The sequence below is a fragment of the Curtobacterium sp. ISL-83 genome (assembly GCF_018613895.1).
Lineage (GTDB): Bacteria > Actinomycetota > Actinomycetes > Actinomycetales > Microbacteriaceae > Curtobacterium.
Genome location: NZ_JAGGPH010000003.1, coordinates 313304 through 328134 on the forward strand (window position 1 = coordinate 313304; position 14831 = coordinate 328134).

13 protein-coding genes and 1 tRNA gene are annotated in these 14831 nt (G+C 70.1%); 9 read left to right on the forward strand and 5 right to left on the reverse strand.

The genetic code is table 11. The features are described 5' to 3' along the window. The first annotated feature begins 165 nt into the window (after positions 1-165). From J7E22_RS02945 to J7E22_RS02960, 4 genes are all read left to right on the forward strand, one after another. Entirely contained in the window at positions 166-3192 is a 3027-nt protein-coding gene (locus tag J7E22_RS02945) for a UPF0182 family protein (protein ID WP_214978668.1), read from the forward strand. A gap of 63 nt (positions 3193-3255) precedes the next feature. Further along, positions 3256-3329 (forward strand) — tRNA-Met (locus J7E22_RS02950). A 127-nt stretch (positions 3330-3456) separates the two neighbouring features. Then, positions 3457-3642, forward strand: coding sequence for a hypothetical protein (locus tag J7E22_RS02955; protein WP_214978670.1), 186 nt, complete (start codon positions 3457-3459; stop codon positions 3640-3642). Continuing rightward, entirely contained in the window at positions 3630-4445 is an 816-nt protein-coding gene (locus J7E22_RS02960) for a carbon-nitrogen hydrolase family protein (RefSeq protein ID WP_214978672.1), read from the forward strand. The genes J7E22_RS02955 and J7E22_RS02960 overlap by 13 nt, the downstream gene beginning before the upstream one ends. A 714-nt stretch (positions 4446-5159) precedes the next feature. Here J7E22_RS02960 and J7E22_RS02965 read toward each other — a convergent pair. After that, positions 5160-6365, reverse strand: coding sequence for an aminotransferase class I/II-fold pyridoxal phosphate-dependent enzyme (locus J7E22_RS02965; RefSeq protein ID WP_214978674.1), 1206 nt, complete (start codon positions 6363-6365; stop codon positions 5160-5162). A 474-nt stretch (positions 6366-6839) separates the two neighbouring features. Here J7E22_RS02965 and J7E22_RS18370 point away from each other — a divergent pair, with 474 nt between their 5' ends. From J7E22_RS18370 to J7E22_RS02985, 5 genes are all read left to right on the forward strand, one after another. Continuing rightward, positions 6840-7685, forward strand: coding sequence for a DUF4573 domain-containing protein (locus J7E22_RS18370; RefSeq protein ID WP_374193248.1), 846 nt, complete (start codon positions 6840-6842; stop codon positions 7683-7685). Continuing rightward, positions 7630-8613, forward strand: coding sequence for a S1C family serine protease (locus tag J7E22_RS18375; protein WP_374193249.1), 984 nt, complete (start codon positions 7630-7632; stop codon positions 8611-8613). The genes J7E22_RS18370 and J7E22_RS18375 overlap by 56 nt, the downstream gene beginning before the upstream one ends. A gap of 239 nt (positions 8614-8852) precedes the next feature. Continuing rightward, entirely contained in the window at positions 8853-9896 is a 1044-nt protein-coding gene (locus J7E22_RS02975; protein ID WP_214978676.1) for a glycosyltransferase family 2 protein, read from the forward strand. 5 nt (positions 9897-9901) lie between these two features. Then, positions 9902-10720, forward strand: a complete 819-nt coding sequence (locus J7E22_RS02980) for a CDP-alcohol phosphatidyltransferase family protein (protein ID WP_214978679.1) — start codon at positions 9902-9904, stop codon at positions 10718-10720. Then, positions 10717-11625, forward strand: a complete 909-nt coding sequence (locus J7E22_RS02985) for a glycosyltransferase family 2 protein (RefSeq protein WP_214978680.1) — start codon at positions 10717-10719, stop codon at positions 11623-11625. Before J7E22_RS02980 ends, J7E22_RS02985 begins: the two co-directional genes overlap by 4 nt. A 185-nt stretch (positions 11626-11810) precedes the next feature. On the opposite strand, the gene J7E22_RS02990 is transcribed toward J7E22_RS02985, so the two are convergent. The 4 genes from J7E22_RS02990 to J7E22_RS03005 all read right to left on the reverse strand — a co-directional run bounded on the left by J7E22_RS02990 (position 11811) and on the right by J7E22_RS03005 (position 14557). Then, positions 11811-12113, reverse strand: a complete 303-nt coding sequence (locus J7E22_RS02990; protein ID WP_214978682.1) for a hypothetical protein — start codon at positions 12111-12113, stop codon at positions 11811-11813. A 109-nt stretch (positions 12114-12222) separates the two neighbouring features. Continuing rightward, positions 12223-12993: an ABC transporter ATP-binding protein gene (locus J7E22_RS02995; RefSeq protein ID WP_214978684.1), complete on the reverse strand. Its 771-nt coding sequence runs from the start codon at positions 12991-12993 to the stop codon at positions 12223-12225. Continuing rightward, positions 12993-13817, reverse strand: a complete 825-nt coding sequence (locus tag J7E22_RS03000; protein WP_214978686.1) for an ABC transporter permease — start codon at positions 13815-13817, stop codon at positions 12993-12995. Before J7E22_RS03000 ends, J7E22_RS02995 begins: the two co-directional genes overlap by 1 nt. A gap of 44 nt (positions 13818-13861) precedes the next feature. Next, a complete protein-coding gene (locus J7E22_RS03005) occupies positions 13862-14557 on the reverse strand; it encodes an NTP transferase domain-containing protein (RefSeq protein WP_214978688.1) in 696 nt (231 codons plus the stop codon). Between the last annotated feature and the right edge of the window lie 274 nt (positions 14558-14831).

The following is a 14831-nucleotide window of genomic DNA, read 5'->3' on the forward strand; positions in this document are numbered from 1 at the left end:
CTGCCGCACAGTTTCACTGTCGGTCGCGACCCATAGGATCAACGCACTGACGGCCCGCCGCGCCGGGCCCGCCGGTTCGACACGTCTGGAGCACATCAAGTGACGACAACCTCGTCCACCTCGGGTTCTTCTCCCTCGGGGCGGCGTTCGCCGCGGGTCCCGATCGTGGTCACGATCATCGTGCTGGCCGCACTGGTGATCGCCTTCTTCATCTTCGCGAGCCTGTACACCGACTACGCGTGGTTCTCGCAGCTCGGGTTCCAGCAGGTGCTCACCACGCGGTGGATCGCGGGCACGCTGATGTTCGTGGCGGGCTTCCTGGGCATGGCGGTGCCCGTGTACGTGAGCATCGCGGTCGCGTTCCGGTTCCGGCCGGTCTACGCGAAGCTCAACTCGCAGCTCGACCGCTACCAGCAGGTCATCGAGCCGCTGCGACGTGCCGTCATGATCGGCATCCCGGTCGTCCTGGGCATCTTCGCGGGGCTGTCCACGGCGGGGCGCTGGAGCATGGTGCTCGAGTACTTCAACCGCACGCCGTTCGGCAAGACCGACCCGCAGTTCGGGTTGGACATCGGGTTCTACGTGTTCGAACTGCCGTTCTGGCGCTCGATCGTCGCGTACTCCTCGGCGGTCGTGCTCATCGCCGGGCTGGCGGCACTCGCCGCGCTGTACCTGTACGGCGCGATGCGGTTCGGTGGGCGCGAGATCCGGATCTCCCGCGCGGCGCGGATCCAGCTCGCGGTGACCGCTGCCGTGTACATCGCCCTGCAGGCCGTGAGCCTGTGGCTCGACCAGTACGCGGCACTCACCAAGTCGAACGCCCTCATCACGGGTGCGCAGTACACCGAGGTGAACGCCGTCATCCCGGGACGCGAGATCATGGCCGGCATCGCGGGGATCGTCGCGATCCTGTTCATCGTCACCGCGGTGATCGGTCGGTGGCGCATCTCGATCGTCGGGACCGGGCTGCTGCTCGTCGCAGCGATCGTGATCGGCGGGATCTACCCGTGGGTCGTCCAGCGCCTCCAGGTGAAGCCGTCGGAGCGGACCTACGAATCCGCCTACATCGAGCGGAACATCAAGGCGACACGTGATGCCTACGGCGTCTCGGACGTGCGCGAGAAGAACTACGACGCGACCACCGAGACGAGCACCGGCGCCCTCGCGCAGGACGCCCAGACCACGGCGAACATCCGCCTGATCGACCCGAAGATCGTCTCGGACACGTTCAGTCAGCTGCAGCAGTACCGGCAGTACTACCAGTTCCCGAAGGAACTCGACGTCGACCGCTACAACGTCAAGGGCCAGACCGAGGACACCGTGATCGCGGTCCGCGACATCGACCTGGCGGGCCTCAGCAGCCAGGCGAACACGCAGTACAACCGGACCTTCGTCTACACGCACGGCTACGGCGTGGCCGCGGCGTACGGCAACCAGCGTGCGAGCGACGGCAAGCCGGTGTTCCTCGAGTCCGGGATCCCGTCGAACGGGGCGCTCGGCGACTTCCAGCAGCGCGTCTACTTCGGTGAGACCTCGCCGCCGTACTCGATCGTGGGTGGCTCGAAGGGGTCGAAGAGCGTCGAGCTCGACTACCCGTCAGGGTCCGACGAGAGCAACGGCGGCAACGCCACGACGACCTACGCCGCGAACGGTGGCCCGAGCCTCGGCAACTTCTTCAACCGGCTCGTCTACGCGGCGAAGTTCCAGTCCGAGCAGATCCTGCTGTCGAACGCGGTGAACAAGAACTCGCAGATCCTCTACGACCGCGACCCGATCACGCGCGTGAAGCAGGTCGCGCCGTACCTGACGCTCGACCAGGACGCCTACCCGGCGGTCGTGGACCACCGCATCCAGTGGGTCGTCGACGGCTACACCACGACCGACGCCTACCCGTACTCGCAGAGCCAGAGCCTGCAGGACAGCATCAACGGGACCGAGTCGTCGGCCTACCGGACCGACCAGGTGAACTACATCCGCAACTCGGTCAAGGCCACTGTCGACGCCTACACGGGCAAGGTCACGCTGTACGCGTGGGACACCACGGACCCGGTGCTGAAGACCTGGCAGAAGATCTTCCCGACGTCCATGAAGCCGGTGTCGAGCATGAGCGCCGGACTGCTCGACCACGTCCGCTACCCGACCGACCTGTTCAAGGTGCAGCGGAGCATCCTCGGGACCTACCACGTCACGAACGCCAACTCGTTCTACTCGGGTGACGACGCGTGGAACACCCCGCAGGAGCCGACGACGGGGTCGTCCGACAGCAACTCCGCCACGGTCGGCGACTCGAGCACGACGACGAACGCGCTCGGCACCCAGACGACGACGAACGCCGCCAACCTGCAGGATCCCTACTACCTGACCATGAAGGTGCCGGGGCAGGGGACCGCGTACTCGCTGTACACGACGTACATCCCGCAGCAGTCGGCCGGGTCGAACAACCGCAACGTGCTCACGGGGTACCTCGCTGCCGATTCGGATGCCGGAGGCGCGGGCAAGGGCAAGAAGGGCTCCGGCTACGGCAGGCTCACGCTGCTGACGATGCCGAAGACGGACAACATCCCGGGGCCGGCGCAGGTGCAGAACCTGTTCAACTCGGACACCACCGTGTCGCAGGAGCTGAACATCCTGAAGCGCGGCAACTCGACGGTCAAGCAGGGCAACCTGTTGACGCTGCCGGTCGGAGGGGGCTTCCTGTACGTGCAGCCCGTGTACGTGCAGTCGACCTCGAGCGGTTCGTACCCGCTGTTGCAGAAGGTCCTGGTGGCCTTCGGCGACAAGATCGAGTTCGAGGACACCCTCGACCAGGCCCTGAACAAGCTGTTCGGTGGCAACTCCGGGGCCGCCGCGGGCGACTCCGGTGCGGCGAGCGGCTCCGGGTCGTCCGGGTCGGGGTCCGGTTCGTCCGGCTCCGGGTCCAGCTCGTCCGGGTCGGGTTCGACGGGCAGTGGCTCGTCGGGGTCCGGGTCGGCGTCGTCGGGGTCGTCGGGTTCCGGCTCGACGGGTTCGGGTTCCTCGGGTTCCGGTGCGGTCGACAACGCTGCCCTGCAGAAGGCCCTGTCGGATGCCAAGCAGGCACTGCAGGACCGCCAGCAGGCCTACGCGTCGAACGACCTCGTCGCCGCAGCCGAGGCAGACCAGCGCCTGCAGGATGCCATCCAGGCTGCGACCGAAGCCGAGAACGGCAAGTGACACACCGTGGCGGGGCGCTCGATTTGCGCCCCGCCACGGGCCCGTATAGGCTTATCAACGTGCCGCGGGGTGGAGCAGTTCGGTAGCTCGCTGGGCTCATAACCCAGAGGTCGTAGGTTCAAATCCTGCCCCCGCAACAAAGACGAAAAGCCTCGGTCCGATCGGACCGGGGCTTTTCGCTTGTCCGGGTGGTCCTCGGCTCCGGCTGTTCGTCGCCCGGGTGGTCGCGCCTGCCGCCGCTCACCGGGAGGTGGCCCGTCCTCTGTGGCGGCCGGATCCGCTCTTGCTCGGTTCCGCGCCATCAGCGTGGTCATCGTGGTCATCGTGGTCATCGTGGTCATCGTGGTCATCGTGGTCATCGCGGTCGTAGCGGTCGTAGCGGTCGTAGCGGTCGTCGTGCTCGTCGGGCCGAGCGCTGCCGTGGCTAGGCTCGGGCCATGGCCACCCTGACGATCGCAGCTGCGCAGTTCGCACCGACGGACGACCCGGAGGCGAACCTCGAGACGGTCCGGCTCGCGGCAGCGGACGCGAGCCGCCGGGGCGCCGACCTCCTCGTCACGCCCGAGTACACCTCCTACTTCACCGCGGACCTCGACGACCGGTTCGTCGCCGCCGCACAACCGCTCGACGGCCCCTTCGTCACGGGCCTGCAGCAGATCGCGGCCGAGGTCGGCATCGCGCTCGTCGTCGGGGTCGCCGAGCGTCTCGCCGAGGACAGCCGGTTCTTCCGCAACACCCTCGTGGCGGTCCTGGCTGACGGCTCGATCGCGGAGACGTACCGGAAGGTCCACCTCTACGACGCCTTCGGAGCACGGGAGTCCGACCGCATCGAGGCCGGCGACCCATCGCAGCTGCCGGTCTTCGAACTCGCCGGGGTGCGCGTGGGGCTGGAGACCTGTTACGACCTGCGCTTCCCCGAGGTCAGTCGTCGACTCGCTGCGCCCGAGACCGGTGCAGCGGACGTCGTGGTCGTCCCTGCCGAGTGGGTTCGGGGGCCTGGGAAGGAGCACCACTGGCGGACGCTCCTGACCGCTCGCGCGATCGAGAACACAGTCTGGGTGGTCGGTGTCGGGCAGACGCCTCCGGTCGGCATCGGCAGCTCCCTCGTCGTCGACCCGGCGGGTGTCGTCGTGGCCGCTGCCGGCGCGACTCCGGGCATGCTCGTGGCCACGGTCGACACCTTGGTGACCGAGGCTGTCCGACGGACGAACCCGTCCCTCGCACTCCGCCGCTACGGAGTCGCGCCCCGCTGATCCGCCCGCCGGCGGCTGCGGGGGATGTGCCGGTTCCGCACGCCCTCGGGCACGCCTGTCTCCTGCCGCGCGGGCGTTTCCGGCGCGCTCCGCGGACGTGCCGCGTGGATTTCACCCGTTCGGCCCGAGGCCCCGAGATCACCCGCCGCCGAGATCGCCGAGCGGGCGCTTTCCGCTCAGCCCGTCGAGGTCTGTGGGCGCCTTTCGCCCGTTCGAGGGTGGGGTCCTGGTGCGGCCGCGGGGAGTGCCCGAGCGGGCGCTTTCGGTCCGGCCGCGGGATGTGGGCGCTTCGATTCCGCCCGTTCGGCGGGAGGGAGGGCCGCGGTCGGACGCGGGGATCGCCGAGCGGGCGGTTCCTGCTCTGGCAGTGGATGCCAGGCGGCGCGTTCCGCCCGTTCGGGCAGACGCGGTCGTGGCGCCGGAGCGAGGAGTGCCCGAGCGGGCGCTTTCGGTCCGGGTGGTGCGTCTGCGAGCCCGGTTTCGCCCGCTCGCGGCGGCGCAGGAGGCGGGGGAGGGAACGGGGTCGCGGCGCGGGGGAGTCGCCTGTCCGGCCCCGCCCGAGGCGGACCTCGCGGGAAGGGCGGGACGGCCCGAAGCGGGCGCTCGGCACGGCGGATCGCGCGCGCTCGCGGTGGCGGGCGGGAGCTGCGTGCGAGGGGTGGGACGGGCCTCCCGGCCGATGGAGCGAGCGCCGGTCGCACCGAGCCCGCGGGATCAGGCGGTGCGGGTGGCCAACGTCGCGAGACGGGCGGCGGCGTCCTCGAGGACGCCGAGCCGCTTGCAGAACGCGAACCGGACCAGCGAGCGGTACCCCGGGGCGTGCTCCGGCCGGACGAAGGCCGTCACGGGGACGCCCACCACGCCCGCCACCGACGGGAGCTCCAGGCAGAACGCGCGGGCGTCCTTGAACCCGAGCGGCGCGGTGTCCGCGATCACGAAGTACCCGCCGTCCGGACGCATCACGTCGAAATCAGCGGCGAGCAGACCGGCGGCGAGCAGGTCGTGCTTCGCGGCGAGATCGGCTGCGATCCCGGCGAACACCGCATCCGAAAGCCGGAGCCCGGCGGCCACGGCCGGTTGGAACGGTGCGCCGTTCACGAAGGTCAGGTACTGCTTCACCGTGGTGATCGCGTCCACGATCGCCGCGGGTGCGGTCAGCCAACCGATCTTCCAGCCGGTGGTGCTGAAGGTCTTCCCGGCGCTCGAGATCGTCACGGTGCGCTCGGCGGCACCGGGGAGGGTGGCGATCGGGACGTGCGGGATCGAGAAGGTCAGGTGCTCGTAGACCTCGTCGGTGACGATCAGCGCGTCGTGCTCCGTCGCGAGGTCGACGATCGCGCGGAGGACCTCGGTCGGCAGGACCCGCCCGGTGGGGTTGTGCGGCGTGTTCACGAGTACGGCACGGGTCCGGTCGGAGAACGCGGCGCGGAGCGTGGACTCGTCGGGCAGGAAGTCCGGTGCGGTCAGCGGCACCGTCACGTGCGTGCCCCCGGCCAGGCGGATGAGTGCACCGTACGCGTCGTAGAAGGGCTCGAAGGTGATGACCTCGTCGCCGGGTTCGACGAACGCCAGGAGCGTCGCGGCGAGGGCCTCGGTCGCGCCGGCCGTGACGAGTACCTCCCGATCCGGATCGGCCTCGATGCCGTACCAGCGTCGCTGGTGCTCGCTGACGGCCGCGCGGAGGTCCGGAGTACCGCGTCCGGGTGGGTACTGGTTGACGCCGTCGCGGATCGCACGGACCGCGGCCTCGAGGACCTCGGCTGGACCGTCCTCGTCGGGGAAGCCCTGCCCGAGGTTGATCGCGCCGGTCGCCGCGGCCAGGGCGCTCATCTCGGCGAACACCGTCGGGGCGGGGACGCCGTCCGCTCCGAGGAGCATCGCTCCCTCGGCGGCTCGCAACCAGGGTCCTGCCTGCCGCATGTGGTTCCCTCCGAGGTGTGGACGACGATCGGTGGCGTTCAACCGTCCCCAACCTAGCGGCCGGGCGACCACGACCCGTGAACGCAGTCCACAGCGCACGCATAAGATCGCCCGAGGTTGCTCGCAGGCTCGCCATCAGCACCGCTCAGGTCGGTGCGACAGACTGCACGAGCTTGAAAGGAGCACGTCCAGCATGACCGACACCACGCCCAACGGGCACAGCGACGACATCCGTCCGGACGACGCGGCCGCGCACGCCGCCGCCGAGGACGCCGCGCAGGGGACACCCGAGGGAGCCGTGTCGACGCCGAACGGCTCCGGGACCCCTCACGATGCGGACCACACGGACGTGATCGATCCCGTACCCGCGAACGACACCGACGTGTACCCGGCCGCTGGCGAGCACCCCACCGACCGCTACACCGCGCCGTACCCCATGGTCGGTGGCGAGCAGGCGGGCGACTCCGACCAGGCATCGCAGGACGGCCAGACCTCGCAGTACGGCCAGGCGTCGGAGTACGGCCAGACCTCGCAGGACGGCCAGGCGCCGGAGCACGGCCAGACCTCGCAGTACGGGCAGGGCCAGACGAACCCCCAGGCCGCGCAGGACGACCAGCAGAGCCAGTACGGGCAGCAGACCCCGTACGGGCAGCAGAGCCAGTACGGCCAGTACGGCCAGCAGACCCAGTACGGCGAGCAGGGCCAGTACGGCCAGTACGGGCAGCAGAACCCGTACGGCCAGCAGAGCCAGTACGGCCAGTACGGCCAGTACGGACAGCACAACCCGTACGGCCAGCAGAACCCCTCCGGTCAGCAGGGCCAGTACGACCAGTACGGCCAGCAGAACCCCTACGGCGAACGTCCCCGCTACGGCGAGTACGCCCAGTCCTCGGCGCCCGCAGCAGACCACACGACGCCGTCCGCGCAGGCGCCCTCCTCGGCCACGAGCGCCTTCGGCGACGTCGACGGTCAGAACCAGCGCAACGGCCACTACTTCGGCGAGGGCTCCGGCGGGTCCGGCTCCGCGTCGGCCGCCACGACCACCACCCGCCGCAACCGCACCGTGCTCCCGATCGTCGCCGGCCTGGTCCTCGCGGGCCTGGTGGGCGGCGGCGCCGGCTGGGCGGCCGGTGCCTCCCACGACGGCGGTGGCGTCGCCACGTCGACCACCTCGCAGGGTGGCGGGAACCTCACGGTCAACGACTACAACTCCGCCACGGTCGTCACCGCGGTCGCCGCCCAGGCCACCCCGTCGGTCGTCACGATCAACGTCTCGGCCAGCAGCGAGGCGGGCACCGGTTCCGGCGTCGTCCTCAGTAAGGACGGCTACATCGTCACGAACACCCACGTGGTGACGCTCGACGGTGACAGCGGGAACGGCGCGATCACGGTCACGACGTCGGACGGCAAGATCTACCCGGGCAAGCTGATCGGGACGGACCCGACGGTCGACCTGGCGGTCATCAAGATCGACGCCACCGACCTCAAGCCGATGACCTTCGCGGACTCCTCCAAGCTCAACGTCGGGGACACCGCGGTCGCGATCGGTGCGCCCCTCGGGCTGTCGAACACCGTCACGGACGGCATCGTCTCGACGCTGAACCGCAGCATCCAGGTGACCTCGAGCGCTCCGAGCAAGGGCGGCGACTCGAACCAGGGTGGCGGCGGCAGCACCGGCCCGTTCGACTTCTGGGGGAACGGGAGCAACGGCAGCAGCCCCTCCGCGAACTCCACCGTCTCGCTCCCGGTCATCCAGACCGACGCATCGATCAACCCCGGCAACTCGGGTGGTGCCCTGCTCGACTCGAAGGGCCGTCTGATCGGCATCAACGTCGCGATCGCGAGCGCGGGCAGCTCGTCCTCGTCGTCGGGCGCGCAGTCCGGCAGCATCGGGGTCGGGTTCTCGATCCCGTCGAACCTGGTCAAGCGAGTGGCGAACGAGATCAAGGACAACGGTTCCGCCACGCACGGCCTGCTCGGCGCGAGCGTCGGTGACGCTGCTGAGGACGCCAAGGCCACCCAGATGGGCGCCCTCATCAAGTCCGTGTCCTCGGGTGGTGCGGCCTCGAGCGCGGGTCTGCAGAAGGGCGACGTCGTCACGAAGATCGGTGCGGCGACCGTCTCGGACGCGACCGACCTCACGGCGCAGGTCCGGTACTTCGCCGGCGGCACCAAGACGACCATCACGTACCTCCGTGGCGGCCAGAGCCGTCAGGTGGACGTCACGCTCGGCACGTACAAGAGCTGAGGGCTGCCGCCCCGGCTGACGGACGGGAGGCGCGGTGCCAGCTGGCACCGCGCCTCCCGTCCGTCTGCGGCGGTCCGTCACCAGCTGGCGACGCGGTGGTCGACCGCGCGTCGACCGACCGGCGGCCCGCGCAGGTGGGCATCGCGGCGTCTTGATAGGCTCGTGGTCGCTCTGCGGGGCGGTGCCGTCCGCGGTGCGTCCCCGTGCACACAGGTGATGACCCGCGAGGTACCGAACGCATGCAGACTGACGGCCAGACGCTCCCCGGCGTCTCGTACGTGATGCCGGTGCTCAACGAGGTCACCGAGGTCCGTTCCGCGGTCGCGAGCCTGCTCGAGCAGGACTACGCCGGCCCGTTCGAGGTGATCCTCGCGCTCGGCCCGTCGATCGACGGCACGAACGAGCTCGTCGGCGAGATGAGTGCGGCGGACCCCCGCATCCGCGCCATCGACAACCCGGTGGGTTCGACGCCCGCTGGGCTCAACGTGGCGATCCAGGCGTCCGTGCACCCGGTCGTCGTGCGCGTGGACGCCCACTCGGTCCTGCCGTCGGACTACACACGGATCGCCGTGCGGGTGCTGTTGGAGTCCGGGGCGGACAACGTCGGCGGCATCATGCGCGCCGAGGGTCGCACCCCCTTCGAGCGGGCCGTGGCGCTGGCGTACGGCAGCCGGGTCGGCCTGGGCGGGACCCCGCACCACGTCGGCGGCCAGGCGGGGCCCGCCGAGACCGCGTACCTCGGGGTCTTCCGCCGCGACCGCCTGTTCGACGTCGGCCTGTTCGACGAGGGCATCAAGCGCGGCCAGGACTGGGAGCTCAACCGTCGCCTGCGCCAGACCGGCGGCACCGTCTGGTTCACGCCCGAACTCGTCGTCACGTACCGTCCGCGCCCGAGTCTCCGGCGCCTGGTGCGCCAGTTCGTCGCCACGGGGCTGTGGCGCGGCGAGCTCGCGCGTCGCTTCCCCGCGAACAACGGCCTGCGGTACTTCGTGCCGCCGGCGATGGTGGCCGCGATGGCCCTCGGGATCGTGGCCGGCGTCGTCGGGGTCGTCGGCGCCGCGCTCCACAGCGGCGCGGCGTGGGCGTTGCTCGGCTTCGTGGTCCCCGCGGTGTACCTGCTCTTCGTCGTGGTCGGCGCCGTCGTGGTCGCGCGTCGGTCCGGCCTCCCGACGCTCCTCTGGCTCCTGGTCGTGCTGCCGTGCATCCACGTCGGCTGGGGCGTCGGCTTCATCATCGGTTTCCTCACCCGGACGTCCGAGCTGACCACCCACACGGGACGGTGACCCCCATGACCGACGCCACGCAGGGCCGCGGAACGACGCGCCCCACCTCGATCGCGGAACTCCGGGCCGTCACCCAGCCGGACGAGGTCCGTTCCCGGGCGAACGCAGAGCACTGGACCGCGTCGCTGTACCTGCGGGACGTGTCCCCGTACCTGACGTGGCTGCTCCTGAAGACCCGGGTCAGCGCGAACCAGGTGACCGGGCTCATGATCCTGGTCGGCTGGAGCGTCGCCGCGGCACTGCTCATCCCGGGGATCTGGGGAGCGCTGCTGGCGCTCGTGCTCGGGCAGCTCCAGATGCTCGTCGACTGCTGCGACGGTGAGGTCGCGCGGTGGCGTGGCACGCGGTCGCCCGCCGGGGTGTTCCTCGACAAGGTCGGGCACTACACGACCGAGGGGTTGATCCCGATCGCACTGGGCGTCCGGGCAGCGACCTGGCCGATCCACGGGGGGGACTGGATGTGGACCACGATCGGCTGCGCGCTCGGTCTCGTGATCGTGCTCAACAAGGCGCTCAACGACATGGTGCACGTCGCCCGGGCGAACGCGGGCCTCGACAAGCTCGTCGACCGTCGCGATGCCTCGACGGCACCCTCCGGCCGCCGGCTCGCGTCCCTGCGCCGACTCGCGCGGTACCTGCCCTTCCACCGGCTGTACCACTCGGTCGAGCTGACGATCATCGCGCTCGTCTTCGCGCTGATCGGCCTGGTGATCGGTCACCCGTTCGCCGACCGGATCCTGGTGGGAGCGCTGCTGCCGCTGTCCGTGCTGGCGCTGGCCGGGCACTTCGTCGCGATCATGGCGTCGAAGCGGGTCAAGGCGTGACGCCCGGTACCGTGCGTCGGCACGCGGTCCCGCACCGCGAACAGCCGCGCGTCGCCGTGGTCGTGCTGACCCAGGGCACCCGACCGGACGACCTGCACCGTGCACTGGACAGCGTGCTCCGGCAGCAGGACGTCGCGCTCGACGTCGTGTGTGTCGGCAACGGCTGGGACCCGACCGGGCTGCCGGACGGGGTCCGTCCCCTGGGTCTGCCGGAGAACGTCGGGATCCCGGCCGGGCGGAACGCCGGGGCCGCCCTGGTCGACGGCGACTACGTGTTCTTCCTGGACGACGACGCCCGGGTGCCGTCGCCGACCTTCCTGCGCGACGCGATCGCGTTGTTCGAGCACGACCCCTCGCTCGGCCTCGTGCAACCGCGCGTGGTGGACCCGACGGGCGCCGCCAACCCCCGCCGCTGGGTGCCGCGCATCCGCAAGGGGGAGCCCGACGCGTCGTCCCCGGTGTTCTCGGTGTGGGAGGGCGCGGTCGTGCTCCCGATGGACGTGTGGCGGGCCGTCGGGGGCTGGGGCGCCGAGTACTTCTACGCGCACGAGGGCATCGAGCTCGCGTGGCGGGTGTGGGACGCAGGGCGGCGTGCCTGGTACGCCGGAGACCTGGTCGCGCACCACCCGGCGATCGACCCCGCTCGGCACGCCGAGTACTACCGGCTCAACGCGCGCAACCGCGTGTGGTTGGCGCGGCGGAACCTGCCCGCGCCGCTCCGACCGGTCTACGTCGGGTCGTGGGCGGCGATCCAGGTCGCACGGTGGTGGAAGCACCCGGAGCGCCTGGCGACCTGGTTCGACGGGATGCGCGAGGGCTGGACGACGGACTGCGGCCCGGTGCGCACGATGGGCTGGTTGACGATCGGTCGGATGACCGTGGCCGGGCGACCGCCGATCATCTGACCCCGTCGCCGCGGCCCGTGCCACGGCGGCTGCCAGCGCGGCCGCCGGTCGGCCGTGGCGACCGCGCGTGACCTGCGGCACGCGGCGCCGACGTCCGTCCGTCGACGGACGCGGGCGCGGACGACGGGGCCGACGGCGGGATCCGGGTGGCGCGGGGAGCGGCACGGCGCTTCCCGACGGCGTGCTCACGCCGCGTACCCGCCGCCGACGAGCGACATCCGCCACAGGTACTCGGTGCGGTCGGGGCGGCGCCACCGGACGACCACGACGCCGGTGGACTCCGGGTCGGCGCCGAACACGGCGATCGAGAGACCTCGACCGGGCTCGAGGCGGCGCACCGCGAGGGGCGGGCAGTAGCCGGTGCCGAGGTGCGTGAGGGTCAGGCCGTCGACGGGTTCGTCGCCGGTGTTGAGGAGGTCGTACCGGCGCGGGGCCAGGGACCGGTCGATGGTGAACGGGACTGCGTAGGCGGGTGCTGGGTGGTGCATGTCGGAAACGGTAGGGGGAGGGTCCGACGGTGGGGGCCGTGGAGGCCGCTGGGGAGCGTGGGCTGTGGAGGGGGCTCCGGTGGACCCGGGTTGTGGAGGGGGAAGCCCGCTAGCTCTGGTAGTCGGCCGAGTACCGCGCGAGTGCCGCGTCGATGGTGTCGTCGAGCTGCAGGCGGCCCTTGTCGAGGTACAGGCCCCGCGTGCAGAAGCGCCGGAGGTCCTTGTCGTTGTGCGACACGAAGAACAGCGTGCGGCCGCCGGCGAGGAGTTCTTCGATGCGCTTGTAGCACTTCTCGCGGAAGCCCTTGTCGCCGACCGCCAGGACCTCGTCGACCAGGATGACGGGCTCGTCGAGGCGGGAGATGACCGCGAACGCGATGCGCACCTTCATGCCGCTCGAGAGGTGCTTGTAGGGGGTGTCGACGAAGTCCGCGATCTCGGCGAAGTCGATGATCTCGTCGAAGGCGTCGCGGATCTCGCTGCGGGACATGCCGTGCAGCCCCGCCGTGAGGTAGACGTTGTCGCGGACGGTGAGGTCGCCCACGAACCCGCCCGTGATCTCGATGAGGGGCGCGACGCCGGCTCCGACGTGGATCCGGCCCTCGTCGGGGAGCATCACCTGCGCGACGAGCTTCAGCAGCGTGGACTTCCCCTGGCCGTTGCGGCCGACGACGCCGATCGCCTCGCCCGGGCGGACGTCGAACGACACGTTCCGCAGCGCCCAGAACTCGTCGGCGCGCTTCCGACGGTTGCTGCCGGCGAAGAGGTCCTTGAACGTGCGGTTGGCGCGGCGGTTCCGCTTGAACCGGATCCCGACGTCGCGCACGGTGATCACCGGCGTGACCGTCTCGGATCGAACAGGCTGCTCGGTGGTCGTCATCACAGCTCCTTCAGCACGCGGTGCTCGCTCCGGCGGAACACGAAGGCACCGATCCCGAGCACCACCACCGTGGTCACCACCGACGCGCCGACCTCGAACCAGTCGAGCTGCTGCGGGAAGAAGGCGGACCGGTAGATGCCGAAGATCCCGGTCAGCGGGTTGATCGCCGCGATGGCGTGCAGGTGGTGGGGGAGGGCCTGCGAGCCGTAGATGATCGGGGACGCGTAGAACATGAAGCGGAGGACCAGCTTGACGGCACGCTCCAGGTCGCGGAAGAACACGACGAGCGGCGCGACGATCAGACCGAGGCCGAACACCAGGCCGCACTGGAGCACGATCGCGATGGGGTAGAGGACGACCTGCCAGTGTAGCTGCGCTCCGGCCGAGATCGCGAAGACCGCCAGGACCGGCAGGCTCAGCAGGAACTCGATGCCCTTCGACGCGACGATGCGCGCGACCCAAATGCTCCGGGGGATGGTGGTCGACCGGATGAGCTTCGTTTCCTTGATGAAGGCGCGTGTGGAGTCCGACACGGATCCCGTGAACCACATCCACGGCAGCAGCGCCGACAGCAGGAACACGATGTACGGATCTTCACCGACCGACCCGCGGTGGAACACCTTCGTGAAGACGAACCAGTAGATGGCCGACATCAGCAGCGGGTCGAGGATCGACCACACGTAACCGAGCGCGGACGTCGAGTACCGGACCCGGAGGTCGCGGACCGTCAGCAGCCGGAGCGCATGACGATAGCGCCGAGCGGCGCTCCGGGGTGCCGCTCGTGCGGAGGCCACGGGCGCGGTCGGCGCTGTCGCAGTGGTCACGGGGTCCCTTCGGCCAGTCCTGCCGAGGGGTTCCTGACGGTCGTTCAGGCGAACAGGTTGTTCGCGCGCTCGAGGTCCTCGGCGAAGTCGATCTCGACCGCGTAGAGGTCCGAGATGTCGACCGGCGACCAGCGTAGCCCGTCCTCTGCGATGGCAGCCTCGATGCCGCCTTCGAAGTACTCCTGGTCGTCGACGCGACCGAGCTGGCGGATGAGGGCCTGCTTGTCGGCGGCGGACACGTAGTTGATGCCGACCGCTTCACCGAGACCACCGACGACGCGCTTCGACAGCTTGGCGATGTAGCCGTCCCCGTCGATCGTGTACTTGACCTCTTCGTCGGAGACCTTCTCGGTGTTGACGCTGACGAACGAGCGGTCGACGTCGATCATGTCGGCGGCACGGACGAGTGCGCGCGGGTCGAACACGACGTCGCCGTTCATCCAGAGCACGCCGCTCTTGCCGGTGGCCTTGAGCGCACGGAGCAGGCTCTTCGACGTGTTCGTCGAGTCGTAGGACTCGTTGTAGACGAAGTTCGCTTCCGGGAACGCTTCGACGATGTGCTCGGACTTGTAGCCGACGACGATCGTCACGCGGGCGCTCGACCCGAACGCCGCCCGGATGTTGTCGAACTGCTGCTGCATGATGGAGCGGCCGTCACTGAGCTCCGTGAGCGGCTTCGGCAGGCTGCGCCCGAGGCGGCTGCCCATCCCCGCTGCGAGGATCACGATCTGCGTGGTCATGATGGTCCCTTCTGGTGTCCGCCCGCGCACCGAGGGGGTACGGGCGGGCCTCGTCGAGTCTGCTCCCAGGAGGTTCGGGTTGACCGTGAACCCGCGTGGACTGCACGATCTGCAGGGGCGGGGAACCGTCACGGTTGCCCGCCGGAGCAGGTTTCCAAGTGGTGAACACTTCGTCGTGCCCTGGTGAATCCTACGGACTCGAGGGCCGATCGGGGTACGACGCGTCGCACTTCGTACTCATTTCGTGACCCGGTACGCGGCCGGTCCCCGCTGT

What these genes read in the sequence shown, in the direction of transcription:
- J7E22_RS02960 (WP_214978672.1), top strand. Translation starts at nt 3,630, where the DNA reads ATGGCCACCCTGACGATCGCAGCTGCGCAGTTCGCACCGACGGACGAC.
- J7E22_RS02965 (WP_214978674.1), bottom strand. Translation starts at nt 6,365, where the DNA reads ATGCGGCAGGCAGGACCCTGGTTGCGAGCCGCCGAGGGAGCGATGCTC.
- J7E22_RS02975 (WP_214978676.1), top strand. Translation starts at nt 8,853, where the DNA reads ATGCAGACTGACGGCCAGACGCTCCCCGGCGTCTCGTACGTGATGCCG.
- J7E22_RS02980 (WP_214978679.1), top strand. Translation starts at nt 9,902, where the DNA reads ATGACCGACGCCACGCAGGGCCGCGGAACGACGCGCCCCACCTCGATC.
- J7E22_RS02990 (WP_214978682.1), bottom strand. Translation starts at nt 12,113, where the DNA reads ATGCACCACCCAGCACCCGCCTACGCAGTCCCGTTCACCATCGACCGG.
- J7E22_RS02995 (WP_214978684.1), bottom strand. Translation starts at nt 12,993, where the DNA reads ATGACGACCACCGAGCAGCCTGTTCGATCCGAGACGGTCACGCCGGTG.
- J7E22_RS03005 (WP_214978688.1), bottom strand. Translation starts at nt 14,557, where the DNA reads ATGACCACGCAGATCGTGATCCTCGCAGCGGGGATGGGCAGCCGCCTC.